Genomic DNA, 13,898 nt, shown 5'->3' with positions numbered 1-13,898 from the left:
GAAAAATTTCAGGCAGCCTGAAAACCTGATATGGACAAATTAAATCCCGAACAGCGCAGAAAATGTATGCAGGCCAATAAAAGCAAAGGCACGAAACCCGAACTTTTATTGGCAAAAGCCATGTGGCAGCTTGGTTTGCGTTACCGGAAAAACAATAAAACCGTATTCGGAAAACCCGATTTCAGTTTTAAGAAATACAAAGTAGCTGTTTTTGTGGACGGCGAATTCTGGCACGGCAAGGATTGGGAGATCAAAAAGGCAAGGATTAAGGGAAACCGTGAATTCTGGGTTGCCAAAATCGAACGCAACATGCGGCGGGATAAAGAAGTAACAAACCGTCTGAAAGCCGAAGGCTGGGAAGTTTTGCGCTTTTGGGGAAAAGAGGTCGCGAAAAATCCGCAGGTGTTTGCCGGAAAAATACAGGAAGCAGTTTATGGAAAGTTATCAAACAGCAGAAGAAAATCAGAGTAATAACAAGCTGAAAAAACGTGCCGCACAGTATCAGCTGTTTGAAAACAGCACAGCCTTTCAGACGGCCTTGCACAAAAAGAAGTTTACCTTTATCGACCTTTTTGCAGGTATCGGCGGTTTCCGTATTGCCATGCAGAATTTGGGCGGAGAGTGTGTCTTTTCCAGCGAATGGGACGAAAAAGCCAAGCAGACTTATGAAGCCAATTTCGGCGAAGTGCCGTTTGGTGATATTACTTTAGAAGAAACTAAAAATCGGATTCCTAGAAAATTCGATGTATTGTGCGCAGGATTCCCTTGTCAGCCTTTTTCTATAGCTGGAGTATCGAAGAAAAAAAGTTTGGGCAGGGAAACAGGCTTTCTGGATAAGACTCAAGGTACTCTTTTTTTTGATGTAGCAGATATCATTCGTCGGCACAGACCTAAAGCCTTTTTTCTTGAAAATGTTAAAAATCTGGTTTCACATGATAAAGGTAATACATTCAGGATTATTAGGGAAACATTGGAGGCATTGGATTATTCGGTTTTCTATCGTGTTATGAATGCTAAATATTATGTTCCTCAAAATAGAGAACGGATTTTTATCGTCGGTTTTGATAAGCAGAAATTTGATGGAAAAATTGATTTCGAATTTCCAACTCCTATGAATAGTCAACAGCAACTTTATCAGATTTTAGATAATGATGTGGATGATTCCTTTACCTTGTCCGACAAGCTGTGGCTCTATCTGCAAAATTATGCAGAAAAGCACAAGGCAAAAGGAAACGGGTTTGGATTTGGTTTGGCGGATTTAAGGGGTATTTCAAGAACGCTATCTGCCAGATACTATAAAGACGGTTCGGAAATTCTAATTCCCCAATCGGGCAAGAATCCTCGCAGGCTAACACCGAGAGAGTGTGCTAGGCTGATGGGTTATCCTGAAAGTTTTGTTATTGATGCAGTTTCCAAGACTGCAGCATATAAACAGTTCGGTAATTCCGTTGCAGTCCCGTTGGTAGAGGCCATTGCTGAAAATATAGTAAGGAATCTAGTTAAATGAGCGGGTTGAGTGATGTGGTTATTAAGGTTGTTGAAGTTGCGGAGAGATCTACAGCAGTATATTGCAGATATATACGCGCTAATGATGTTGGCGCGACAGGTAGTCATCAATCTGGCTTTTATATTCAAAAGCATTTTTCCGGCTACCTTTTTGATACCGAATGTGTTAAAGGTGAAAACCAGACTGTTCCGATAGTAATTGAATGGCAGGATGGTACGGTAACAAACAGTAATTTCAAATATTACGGTAACGGTAGTCGGAACGAAGCTCGGATTACGGGTTTTGGTCGAGGCTTTGAATTTCTCAACCATGAATATAGCGGATCTTTACTGATTCTATGCCGAGTGTCAAAAGATGATCTGGTATTCAAAGGTTTTGTTTTGTCTGCTGATGAAGATATTGATTGGTTTATTGAAGAAACAGGTTGTTTACCCGGGAGGTATTTATAGCTAATCGAGAGATAGAAAACGAACAGGTATCATTATTTAATCTATTTCCCGATTTTCCTAGAACAGAACAAATGGCGCAGTTGGCACGCAGTGGTATTTTTCTGGATAAAAGCAAACCCAGTGATGTATTGATGCAGTGGATTGCGAAAGAATATAAATTGTTTGCCCTTTTTGAAAAAAGAAATTTTGATGAGATCAAGCCCAGTATTTCCGATATAGATAGCTTCATCCATCATGCAAATTCATTTACGAATCGCAGAAAAGCGCGTGCCGGAAAGTCTTTAGAGCTTCATTTGGCGTATATTTTTAAAGAATTTTTATTAAAATTCTCTCAACAGGTAAAAACCGAGGGGCATAAAAAACCGGATTTTCTTTTTCCGGGAGGTATTGAATATCATGCTAGGGATAAGAATGGTTTTTTTATTTTTGCAAGTGATAAATTGACAATGTTGGGCTCGAAAACAACCTGTAAGGATCGTTGGCGGCAAGTGCTGAATGAGGCCGACAGGATTCCGAACAAGCATTTGTTTACTTTGCAGGAAGGTATTTCCGATGAGCAGATACGGGAAATGACGGCCGAAAATCTAACTTTAGTTGTACCCAAAAATGCAAAAAATTCTTTCGGAACGTTTGGTAAAACCAAAGTTCTCACTTTGGAAGAGTTTATTCATTATGTACAAAGGCAGCAAACCATTTGAGCTTTTTGGTAAACATTATAATTTCTTGATCAGAATTTTCTTAATTTAGAAAGACCCCTATGACTTGGGAAACCGTAATCGGACTGGAAATCCACGTCCAATTAAACACAAAATCGAAAATCTTCAGCGGCGCATCGACTGCTTTCGGTGCTGAGCCGAACGCGCACGCCAGCATAGTGGAGTGCGCCTTGCCGGGCGTGCTGCCGGTAATGAACCGTGAAGCTGTGACGAAGGCAATTAAGCTGGGCTTGGCTTTGGATGCGAAAATCAATCAGAAAAACGTGTTCGACCGCAAAAATTATTTCTATCCTGACCTGCCCAAAGGCTATCAAATCAGCCAATTGGATTTGCCGATTGTGGAACACGGCAAATTAGAAATCGTGGTCGGTGATGAAGCCAAAACCATCAACGTTACCCGTGCGCACATGGAGGAAGACGCCGGCAAATCGGTGCATGAAGGCTTGAACGGCGCCACCGGCATCGATTTAAACCGTGCCGGTACGCCTTTGTTGGAAGTGGTTTCTGAGCCGGAAATGCGTTCGGCTGCCGAAGCAGTCGCCTATGCCAAAGCCTTGCACAGCTTGGTGACTTGGCTGGATATTTGTGACGGCAATATGGCGGAAGGCTCGTTCCGCGTCGATGCCAACGTATCTGTGCGCCCGAAAGGCCAAGCCGAGTTCGGTACGCGCCGTGAAATTAAAAACCTGAATTCATTCCGCTTTTTGGAAGCCGCCATCAATTATGAGGTGGAAAGCCAGATCGAAATCATCGAAGACGGCGGCAAGGTGCAGCAGGCGACCATGCTGTTTGATCCGGAAAAAGGCGAAACCCGCGTGATGCGTTTGAAAGAAGATGCCCACGACTACCGCTACTTCCCTGACCCTGATTTGTTGCCGATCATCATTTCAGACGAGCAACTGCAAAAAGCCAAAGAAGACATGCCGGAATTGCCGTCTGAAATGGCGGCGCGTTTTGTAGCGGAATACGGCGTGAGCGAATACGATGCCCGTTTGCTGACTGCTTCGCGCAGCCAAGCTGCTTATTTTGAATCAGCAGCAAGCGATAAAGCTCAAGGCAAACTCGTGGCCAACTGGATGAACGGCGAATTAGCCGCCACTTTGAACAAAGCAGGCTTGGAATTGGCCGACAGCCCAATCAACGCAACGCGCTTGGCCAGCTTGGTAGCGAAAATTTCAGACGGCACTTTAAGCAGCAAATTGGCGAAAAAAGCTTTTGAAGCGATGTGGGCAGAGCCTGAATCAAGTATCGAGCAAATTATTGAAAAACACGGTTTGGTACAAATTACCGATACCGGTGCCATTGAAGCGATGGTTGATAAAGTGTTGGCCAACAATGCCAAAGCGATTGAACAATTCAAATCCGGTAACGAAAAAGCCTTAAATGCCATTGTCGGCCAAGTAATGAAAGCCAGTAAAGGTAAAGCTAATCCGGCGCAAGTGCAGGATTTGATTAAAGCCAAATTGGCTTGAAACCACGTCTGATCTGACTTTTTAGATAAACTCAGGCCGTCTGAAAAAATCACTTTCAGACGGCCTTGATTATGAAATACACCATGAGCCACACCGTTACCCTTGGCGAAGAAACCCGTTTCCATGTTTCTTCCCATGAAACCGTCTTAAGCGCCGCCACGCGTCAAAATCTCAATTTGCCACATTCTTGTAAAAACGGCATTTGCGGCCAGTGCAAAGCCGATTTAATCAGCGGCGAAATGACCATGAGCGAGTATTCGGCAAAAGCCTTACCGGCCCAAGAAAAATTGTAGGGAAAAATTTTACTTTGCTGCACCACCGCACAAAGCGATCTCACTATTCGTATCGATGGCTACAATCCCACGCGCAAACGGTCAAAATCCTACCTGCCCGCATTGAATACATCCGCATTCAGCATAATGTCGCCATCTTGCGCCTGGGTCTGCCCAAATCTTCTACATTTTCATTTTCAGCCGGACAATACATTGACTTACTGCTTCCCGGCAATCATGTACGCAGCTATTCGATTGCCAATGCGTCCAATCAGAGCGGCTTTATCGAACTGCATATCCGCTATCGCAAACAAGGTTTGTGCAGCAATATGATTTTCGGGCAGCCGCCCGTATTAAAAGAAAAAGGCATCGTACGCATCAAAGGCCCGCTGGATACATTCGGTCTGAAAAAAGACAGCGCCAAACCGATTATTTTCTTGGCCACCGGTACCGGCTTTGCACCGATACACAGCATGTTAGCCGAACTTATCCGCCAGCAAAGCCAACGCACCGTACATTTATACTGGGGAGCTCGCGAAATGAATGATTTATATGCTTTGAGCGAAGCGCAAGACTGTTTAAGCCGTCTGAACCATTCACATTTTACACCGGTATTGAGAGCACCCACACCAGATTGGCAAGGAGATTACGGCTATGTGCAGGATATAGTTGCACGCGATTATCCGGATTTTAGCGGGTACGAAGTCTATGCCTGTGGTGCACCCGCCATGGTTGAACATGCATTTTCCTTATCCACTGCTCAATGTCGTTTGCCTAAAGATGCATTTTATTCAGATGCTTTCACTCAGGCCGTCTGAAATACAGCGCCTTATAAAAAATCTAAAAAATAAGCATTATCATTCTATAAATAGATTATTTAACCAATAAAATTTTAATATTTTAAAATTATTACCCATTAAATTTCCTTAATATTTTATTTTATTTGCATCAAACCTGGAAAATTCTTTTTCAAACCGCTTTTTAGAAAAAAAAGGCGAACTTGATTTGAATCAAAACCGAAAAATGATTTTCATCTATAATTCACTCATCGAATTCAGGCAGAGGCCGACAGCGCCGAAGCCACTTGCTTTCATTACCTTTTATCTCTTTCCTCTTGATGTGTGTGTTTGGGTGTGGCCATGTTTGCCACCCCTTTTTTTTTTTTGGCTTTTATTCTATAAAAATGTGAAGTAAAATCCGTGATGTCAAATACAAAGGATAAACCATGAGCAACAAACTCACACCGCCAACCGAATTGCCCGATGAAAACGACTTACGCGCCGTGCTTGCGTATAATATGCGGCTGTTTCGTGTTAACAAAGGCTGGTCGCAAGAAGAGTTTGCCCGTCAATGCGGCCTTGATCGGACCTACGTTTCCGCAGTAGAGCGCAAGCGTTGGAATATCGCCCTTTCCAATATTGAAAAAATGGCTTCGGCCTTAGGTGTATCAGCCTATCAATTACTGCTGCCACCGCAACAATTATTGAATTTGATGTCGAATACCAATCAATAGGCCGTCCGAAACAATTTTGCCCTAAGGAAAAACCATGCTTGCCGATATCCAAACCATGCGCGAATGTTTTTTGACGCAGAAACAACAGGCCATTGATGCCTTTTTGCGCAAAAACCAGCCCATGACTTTTTTTGCCCAATATGGCGCTGCCGTTGATCGGCTCTTGCGGCAACTTTGGCAATATTTCATGGCCGACAGCGGCATGAGCCTGCTGGCAATCGGCGGCTGTGGCCGCAATGAGCTCTATCCCTACTCCGATATTGATTTAGCGATCATATCAGATGAAAACATTTCAGACGACCATAAGGAAAAGATTACCCAATTTGTGCAAACATTATGGGACATCAAACTGATACCTTCGGTCAAAAGTGGCAGCATTGCCGAATTGTGTGAAAGTATTGAAGACGAGAGCACCGGCGACACCGCCTTTTTGGAAGCCCGTTTCTTATGTGGTGACGAAGATTTGGCGCAGCGCACGATTACCTGCATGAATAAGCAGCGTGATATTTCCACTTTTACTGAAGCCAAGCTGTTAGAAATGAAGCAGCGCCATACCAAGTCGCAAGGTTCGGCAGCGGTGTTGGAACCCAACATCAAAACCTGCGCCGGCGGTTTACGCGACATTCATACCATGCTTTGGCTTGCTAAAGCACAAGGGCTCAATACACGCCCCTCTTGCCTGATTCGCGAAGGCATTCTGACCCGCTTGGAAGCCTGTATGCTGACACAGGGCTATAAGCAGCTTTCCACCATCCGCATTCATCTGCATTTATGTGCCAAACGCGCAGAAGACCGTCTGATTTTCGACTTGCAAGCCCAAGTAGCTGAAAATATGGGTTGGGTAAACGAAAGCCACCGCCAAAAAACCGAACAATTAATGCACAACTTCTACCGTGCGGTCAAAAGCATTAACCAGCTAAACGGCATTTTGCTGCCCATGCTGCAAGGCCGGGTCTATTCCGATCCGATGCGGGTAACTTTGCATATCGATGATGATTACGTGCAAGTCAACAACCAAATTGCCGCCCGCGACAAATCCATTTTTGCCAAACAGCCGGCCAACATCTTCAAAATTATCCAAATCTGGCAAAACCACAACGACATCAACGCCATGGAACCGCAAACCTTGCGTGCATGGTGGGCGGCAACGCGCAAGATGAACCGCAAGTTTTACCAAAATCCAACCAACCGCCATTATTTCATCGGCTTTTTCCGCAATGGCAACGGACTCACCCATGTTTTACGTTTCCTGAATCTATACGGCGTACTCGGCCATTATCTGCCGGCTTGGGAAAAAATTGTCGGCTTAATGCAGCATGATTTGTTCCACGTTTATCCGGTGGACGATCATATCTTGGCCGTAGTGCACAATATGCGCCGTTTGGCTTTAGATAGCCACAGCCACGAACACCCTTTTGCCTCCGCTCTGATGCAGTCTTACAACAAAAAAGACATTCTCTATCTGGCCGCTTTTTTCCATGATATTGCCAAAGGGCGCGGAGGGGATCACTCAACTCAAGGCATTGAAGATGCGAAACAATTTTCAGATGATCATTTTCTGACTGAAGAAGAAGGCGAATTACTCGCCTGGTTGGTCGAACATCATTTATTGATGTCCACCGTCGCACAAAAAGAAGACATTCAAGATCCTGAAATCATCCGCACATTTTGCGAGCAAGTACAAACCCACGAACGCTTGTGCGCACTGTATCTGCTCACCGTCGCCGACATCCGCGGCACCAACCCAAAGCTCTGGAACACATGGCGCAGTAGCTTATTAGAAAGCCTGTTCCACGCCAGCAGCCGTTATTTGGCGGGCGACAGCTACAACACCACCACCCTGCTGAGCCACCGCCAACAAAAAGCCGCCTCACTGCTTACCCGCACCGGCGCACCGGAAAAGCAGCAGCAAAAATTGTGGAAAATATTGGGCTCGACTTATTTCATCCGCCATCAAACACGAGAAATATTGTGGCACACTGCCAATTTGGTGCATGACTTTGAAACGCCGATGATTCGCAGCCGGATTCTGCCGAAAAGCGATTCGTTCCAAGTCATGATTTTCATGCCAAACGGTCCACGGCTTTTTCCGCGTTTATGCCGCATTTTCAGCCGTCACGGGTTTGATATTTTAGCCGCACGCGTGTTCATCACCGAGCACAATTACATTCTCGATACCTTTATCGTGCAAGTTCCGTCGCAACACGATCCTGATTACTACCCGAATATTCAAAGTGCATTAGAGGCGGAATTAAATAGCTTTATTCACGGTTACACGGTATCAGAAAACCAAAACTACGACTACCGCTTAAGCCGCCGCAGCCTGTATATGGCCATTCCGCCACGCGTCACCATCACGCAGGAAGAAGATTACCCGGGCTGGTTTACCGTAGAAGTGGTCGCCGTCAACCGCGCTTATCTGTTGGCGGACATGGCAGATGTGTTCTTTAATCACAACGTCAGCCTGCGCTATGCCAAAATCACTACCTTAGACGAGCGTATTGAAGATAGCTTCACCGTCTACAGCGAAGATTTGGACAATCCGAAAAAACAATTCACACTCAAACAAGCCTTATTGGAACAATTAACGATTTAAAATCAAACAAATGCCGTCTGAAAATATAGTTTTCAGACGGCATTTTAGTTTAATTCATATCGGTATTTACGGCCACAGCCAAGCCCACACGCTGCGGCCTTCGCCTTGCAGCAACACCAGCGTGCGGCAGGCCGAAGCGGTGTTCATACACTCTAACCCGACACCCCGAGATGCAGCTTCGGCGATAATTTTCGGGTGGATAAATTCTTGTTTTGCGCCGGTACCGACGATAATCACTTCCGGCAGAACTTCGTCTGAGGCCGTCTGAAAGAAATCGCCGGTGTGTAATTCAAGCGGCTTTTTGTCTGCCATTAACGTAATGGTGTCTGATTTTAAAACAATCGGTTGAGTCCACATCTCTCCACCCGCTTCAATCACGCCTTGGTGGTATGCGGTGATGGCGGTTGCCGCTGTTGCGGTGTTTTCTTCAATCAGCATGGTATTGTGATCCTTATATTTTTAATAAGCCTTTTACCATGATTTCATGCAACAGGCTTAAACAGGCATTCAGACGGCATGATCTGTTCTTCAAAATCAGCCGTCACGTCATTTTATTCCTCAACGGGGCTTCTTTAAAAAAGGTGCAAAAACAGGCAATTTCGGGTAGGATTAGCAAATTTGACGTCCGCACCTCGCCTGCTCCAATTCAAGGCTGCATTCTGTGTGCGACAGTTTACGCTATTGAAAATTTCGGCTCAACAAGGAGACACAATGAAGCCAGTGAATATCGGTCTTTTAGGTTTAGGTACGGTAGGCGGCGGCACCGCAACCGTTTTGCAGGAAAACGCCGCGGAAATCAGCCGCCGTTTGGGTCGTGACGTAAATATTTCAGCCGTGTGCGGCAAAAGCGCTGAAAAAGCAGCCGAAATTGCGCCGAATGCGGCTTTTGTGCAAGATCCTTTTGAATTGGTACGACGCGACGATGTGGATGTAGTCGTCGAGCTGTTCGGCGGCACCGGCATTGCCAAAGATGCCGTATTAAAAGCCCTTGAAAACAGCAAACACGTTGTGACTGCCAATAAAAAACTGCTGGCCGAATACGGCAACGAAATTTTCCCACTGGCCGAATCAAAAAATGTGATGGTGCAATTTGAAGCAGCGGTGGCCGGCGGCATCCCTATCATCAAAGCCTTGCGCGAAGGCTTGGCTGCCAACAACATCAAATCCATCGCCGGTATTATTAATGGCACCAGCAACTTTATTTTGAGTGAAATGCGTGAAAAAGGGAGCGCGTTTGCCGATGTATTGAAAGAAGCGCAAGCCTTGGGCTATGCCGAAGCAGACCCGACTTTCGACATCGAAGGCCACGATGCCGGCCATAAAATCACTATCATGAGCGCATTGGCGTTCGGCACGCCGGTTGATTTCAGCGGCTGCTATCTGGAAGGCATCAGCAAACTCGACAGCCGCGACATCAAATACGCGGAAGAATTAGGTTACCGCATCAAATTACTGGGCATTACCCGGAAAACCGGTAAGGGCATCGAATTGCGCGTTCACCCCACCCTGATTCCAGAAAGCCGCCTGTTGGCCAACGTCAACGGCGTGATGAATGCCGTGCGTGTGAATGCCGATATGGTCGGTGAAACCTTATATTACGGCGCAGGTGCAGGCGCATTGCCGACTGCCAGCGCAGTGGTTGCCGACATTATCGACATCTGCCGTATGATTGGTGCCGACGCAGCCAACCGCGTACCCCACTTGGCCTTCCAACCTAAAGGTGTCAAAGCGCAAACCATTCTGCCGATGGACGAAATCACCAGCAGCTATTACTTGCGTGTACAAGCCAAAGACGAGCTGGGTACATTAGGCAAAATCGCCAACCTGTTGGCCGAGCAAGGCGTATCCATCGAAGCCCTGATTCAAAAAGGCGTGATTAACAAAACCACTGCTGAAATCGTGATTCTCACCCACAGCACCGTTGAGAAAAACATCAAATCAGCCATTGCTGCCATTGAACAATTGGATTGCGTGGAAACTCCGATTACGATGATCCGCATGGAAAGTCTGCATGGCTAATCAACCGTTAACCCCTGAAGAACAAGCGGCGAAAACCCAAAAAGCCAAAGCCAAAATCCGCACCATCCGCATTTGGGCGTGGATTATCATGGCCTTGCTGGTAAGCTTTTTCTTTTTGTCGCAATGTGCCTTGTCGAAGCCTAAAGCCAAACAAACCATTATCGAATCGTGTATGAAAAACATTCCGTTTGCAGACAAATGGCAGGCTGATTTAAAAGCACGCGGTTTGGAAGGTAAAGGCGAACAAGTCATCGGTGATTACTGCGTTTGCATGTGGAACGAACCTTTGGAAAAGCTGAGCGAAAAGCAAATCCAATCATTCAGCAAAATCAGCGCACAAGAACAGCTTGAATTGCTCGGCGGTGCCGCTGCCTTTGAAGCCCGCGATCAGCAATGCATTGCCGGCTTGAAAGCTGACTAAACAGGCATATACAAAAAAGGGCCGAGTCCTTTACAAAACGCTCTCAAAGAACATCATACAGTAACCATAATTACCGGCCGGTCGTCGCCCTTTCAAAACTCCCTAAAATCCTCTAAATTCCCTACAAGCCGAATTTAGAGGATTTTTTTCATGAGCCGCTTATCAAACAAGCTACTGAAACCATGATTCCAAACATATTAACCGGTTTCCATTGCTTAAAAACCCACTTCATCATTTCATTATGGAATAGATCGGTAACCTATTGGCCATTATCTCGAACAGCATACCTGTACCGACCGTGAAGCTTATATCGAAAAACTGCACATCAGTTCTATCAACAAACACGACTGCAGCCACGTCGAACCGTTGCCGCAAAATATCACCGAAAGAACCAAGATTTATACCGACAAAGGTTATGACAGCAAAGCCAATCGACCGCGGTTCCAAAACAAAGTGCTTTCAGGCGGCATTATGCATAAGACACACCGTGATCATGCGTTAACTGAGGAAGATGAAGCATAAAATAAGCAGGTGTCGAAAACGCGTTATGTGACGGTACAGAGCCTTGACACCCTACACCGTAAATTCGGCTGTCACCGTACTGCTCATTTCGTTTTATTGAAAGTCACTGCGCAAAATCATTTAAGGCGATTGGTATCAACCTGTTAAAGGCTTCGTGTGCCTGCTGTTGCCTGAAGGGGATGGCCCCCTAAATAGGATAAGGCCTTTGCAAAACTCGTAAATTTTTAGAAATCTTTAAACCGTCATTCCCGTGCAGGCGGGAATCCATCTCAACGTTTAGGAACCTTATTTTATTCAATAGCTTGCTATGCTGAAAAATGGATTCCCGCCTGCGCGGGAATGACGTCGGTTTTGTATCCGCCGACTTTTAAAGAGGTTTTGCAAAGGTCTCAGGATGATCATAGGAAACGGTGGGACATTTCGATATTGAAAAAAATCTACTTGACAACCTAACCAATCTTTTTGATTCCGGTTAGGGTTTTGCGAAGGTCTCGACAGCCTTTTTATTTGCTGTCATGAAGAATATAAAAGGTAAGCTATTTTGCCGTGTTAGGGCTATAATTTTATGATGATTATTCTGAATCGGACGCAGAGATGAAAATTTACAATGCTGAAGAAATGCGTGCCGCCGAACAAGCGGCGGTGGATAAAGGCACATCATTTGAGCAACTGATGGAAAACGCAGGACAAGCCGCTGCGGCGGATATTTTGCAGCATTGCGCCGGTCGGCAAACCGTATTGATTGTCTGCGGCAAAGGCAATAATGGCGGTGATGGTTTGGTCATCGCACGCGTTTTGCAGCAGCATGGTTGGCAAGTGGATATTGCCTTGGTCTGCGGCAATATATTATCGGATTTATCAGAACGCAACCGGCAACGTTTAAACGGATTGCCAGGCATTACTTTTTTGAATGAGGAAGGCTTATCAGGCCGTCTGAACACAAAAAATGCTTATGATGTGGTGATTGACGGTATATTCGGCACAGGTTTTAACGGTTTGCCGCAAAATATTGTTGCAGTGTGCGAAGCCTTGAATGCTTCAGACGGCCTTAAAATTGCTTTGGATATGCCAACCGGTTTGAACGGTGATACGGCAGAATGCGACGAACACACTTTTTGCGCCGATATCACTTACGCTTTCGGCGCATACAAACCCGCGCATATGAATGAAACCGCACAAGCATTCTGCGGAGAAGTAGTGTGTTTGGAGATTGGAATAGATTAATTTGATTTGACTATAGGCCGTCTGGACGTTCAGACGGCCTTAAACATTTGTGCCAGCCAAATACCTGAAGCTGTTAGCACAAAAGAGCCGAAAACATGCAATGTCACTGCGCTAAAAGCGGCTCCCCAACGCTCTGCCTGCATAAGCTGAACGATTTCCAGCGAAAAGCTGGAAAATGTCGTCAAGCTGCCGAGAAAACCGGTAATCAACAGCAGCTTCCATTGCGGATGCTGTACCAACTCGGCGCAAATGCCGATAAGAAGTGCGCCAACCCAGTTTGCCGCCAAAGTGCCGAAAGCAAATGAGGTGGTAATATGGGCAAAGTAAAGGCCGAAAAGCCAGCGGATACCGGCGCCAAATGCAGCGCCAATGGCAATCGGCAGAAAAGAAGCGGGAGACATATGGTTCCTTAAAGCCGTCTGAAGTTACCAAATTTGATTGTTTGATTTTAAATAACGGTTGTTGTCGAAAGTGTTGAGCCATTGCGGCCGTAAAGCCACAAAAATCGCGGTGGTAATGCCGCTTAAAAAGGCTTCCGCCCAAGCGATCAAAATAAAAACAGGCAGTGCGGTCGGCCACAATACTTCGCTCGGAAAAGCCGCCGCCCAATCCAATATGGCGACCAATACCAGACCGGTAAACAAGATACTGGCGGCCGAGGCGATAAAGCCGTTGACGAAAATAAAAATAAACAGATTAGCCGGCAATAAATTTACCAAGCGGCGGAATAAAATATTGATGGCCAGCGGCGGCAGCAACAAAGCCAAAGCATTGATCGGATAAACCTGCCAATCACCGCCAAACAGACACACATAAGGAAAAAGCAGCAATGCACCCAGCCAAAAAGCAGCCGGTGCGCCGACCATGAGCGCCACCAAATTCATTGCCAGCAGATGATAGCTCATACCTGCAAGTTGGCCGTCATCAGGTGTTGCGTTCAAAAGCCATGCCGCAGTCAAAATCAAAATAGCCAAAGTCACAGCAGAGCGGTGCGCGGTAAAGGCTTTGAATGCAGGCTTGGCCGTTGCAGCAAGCAAGGCACTCAAGAGAAGCCATGCTGTGATAAAAGCAGCAAACGGAAACCATTCGGCTTGAAAAATCATAAGAAATACGCGCTCAATATTTTCAGACGGCCTTATTATACGCTGAATCGTTAAAATATTGCGCCGATAGTGGTTTTACTTATT

The 13,898-nt window shown here is 45.8% G+C and carries 13 protein-coding genes and 1 pseudogene; 11 read left to right on the top strand and 3 right to left on the bottom strand.

Features of this window, described 5'->3' with window-relative positions:
• Positions 1-30: 30 nt before the first annotated feature.
• The 8 genes and pseudogenes from CGZ65_RS04750 to glnD all read left to right on the top strand — a co-directional run bounded on the left by CGZ65_RS04750 (position 31) and on the right by glnD (position 8,525).
• Positions 31-471, top strand: coding sequence for a very short patch repair endonuclease (locus CGZ65_RS04750; RefSeq protein WP_096295010.1), 441 nt, complete (start codon positions 31-33; stop codon positions 469-471).
• Positions 434-1,507 (top strand): DNA (cytosine-5-)-methyltransferase, encoded by a 1,074-nt coding sequence (gene dcm, locus CGZ65_RS04745; protein WP_096295009.1) that lies wholly within the window; start codon positions 434-436, stop codon positions 1,505-1,507. Before CGZ65_RS04750 ends, dcm begins: the two co-directional genes overlap by 38 nt.
• Complete coding sequence (locus CGZ65_RS13875; RefSeq protein WP_232507536.1) at positions 1,504-1,956, top strand: EcoRII N-terminal effector-binding domain-containing protein; 453 nt, start codon at positions 1,504-1,506, stop codon at positions 1,954-1,956. The genes dcm and CGZ65_RS13875 overlap by 4 nt, the downstream gene beginning before the upstream one ends.
• The gene (locus tag CGZ65_RS13870) at positions 1,932-2,654 is read left to right on the top strand and encodes a type II restriction endonuclease (RefSeq protein ID WP_232507535.1); all 723 of its coding nucleotides are present in this window, start codon (positions 1,932-1,934) and stop codon (positions 2,652-2,654) included. The genes CGZ65_RS13875 and CGZ65_RS13870 overlap by 25 nt, the downstream gene beginning before the upstream one ends.
• Before the next feature lie 59 nt (positions 2,655-2,713).
• Positions 2,714-4,144, top strand: coding sequence for an Asp-tRNA(Asn)/Glu-tRNA(Gln) amidotransferase subunit GatB (gene gatB / locus CGZ65_RS04735; protein ID WP_096295008.1), 1,431 nt, complete (start codon positions 2,714-2,716; stop codon positions 4,142-4,144).
• Positions 4,145-4,227: 83 nt separating this feature from the next.
• Positions 4,228-5,234, top strand: a pseudogene (locus CGZ65_RS04730) (FAD-binding oxidoreductase).
• Positions 5,235-5,641: 407 nt separating this feature from the next.
• Positions 5,642-5,929: a helix-turn-helix domain-containing protein gene (locus CGZ65_RS04725; RefSeq protein WP_096295007.1), complete on the top strand. Its 288-nt coding sequence runs from the start codon at positions 5,642-5,644 to the stop codon at positions 5,927-5,929.
• Between the two features lie 34 nt (positions 5,930-5,963).
• A complete protein-coding gene (gene glnD, locus CGZ65_RS04720) occupies positions 5,964-8,525 on the top strand; it encodes a [protein-PII] uridylyltransferase (protein ID WP_096295006.1) in 2,562 nt (853 codons plus the stop codon).
• Positions 8,526-8,591: 66 nt separating this feature from the next.
• Here glnD and CGZ65_RS04715 read toward each other — a convergent pair whose 3' ends face one another.
• The gene (locus tag CGZ65_RS04715) at positions 8,592-8,963 is read right to left on the bottom strand and encodes an MTH938/NDUFAF3 family protein (RefSeq protein WP_096295005.1); all 372 of its coding nucleotides are present in this window, start codon (positions 8,961-8,963) and stop codon (positions 8,592-8,594) included.
• Between the two features lie 273 nt (positions 8,964-9,236).
• Between CGZ65_RS04715 and CGZ65_RS04710 the strand changes: the two genes are divergently transcribed.
• The 3 genes from CGZ65_RS04710 to CGZ65_RS04700 all read left to right on the top strand — a co-directional run bounded on the left by CGZ65_RS04710 (position 9,237) and on the right by CGZ65_RS04700 (position 12,711).
• The gene (locus CGZ65_RS04710; protein WP_096295004.1) at positions 9,237-10,544 is read left to right on the top strand and encodes a homoserine dehydrogenase; all 1,308 of its coding nucleotides are present in this window, start codon (positions 9,237-9,239) and stop codon (positions 10,542-10,544) included.
• Entirely contained in the window at positions 10,537-10,965 is a 429-nt protein-coding gene (locus tag CGZ65_RS04705; protein WP_096295003.1) for a hypothetical protein, read from the top strand. The genes CGZ65_RS04710 and CGZ65_RS04705 overlap by 8 nt, the downstream gene beginning before the upstream one ends.
• Positions 10,966-12,081: 1,116 nt before the next feature.
• Positions 12,082-12,711, top strand: coding sequence for an NAD(P)H-hydrate epimerase (locus tag CGZ65_RS04700; RefSeq protein ID WP_096295002.1), 630 nt, complete (start codon positions 12,082-12,084; stop codon positions 12,709-12,711).
• 29 nt (positions 12,712-12,740) lie between these two features.
• On the opposite strand, the gene crcB is transcribed toward CGZ65_RS04700, so the two are convergent.
• Together crcB and CGZ65_RS04690 are read right to left on the bottom strand one after the other, a co-directional pair.
• Entirely contained in the window at positions 12,741-13,112 is a 372-nt protein-coding gene (crcB, locus tag CGZ65_RS04695) for a fluoride efflux transporter CrcB (protein WP_096295001.1), read from the bottom strand.
• Between the two features lie 24 nt (positions 13,113-13,136).
• Positions 13,137-13,814, bottom strand: coding sequence for an energy-coupling factor ABC transporter permease (locus CGZ65_RS04690; RefSeq protein WP_096295000.1), 678 nt, complete (start codon positions 13,812-13,814; stop codon positions 13,137-13,139).
• Between the last annotated feature and the right edge of the window lie 84 nt (positions 13,815-13,898).

The sequence above is a fragment of the Neisseria weixii genome, assembly GCF_002327085.1.
Lineage (GTDB): Bacteria > Pseudomonadota > Gammaproteobacteria > Burkholderiales > Neisseriaceae > Neisseria > Neisseria weixii.
This window is presented reverse-complemented; position numbering and strand designations above follow the sequence as displayed.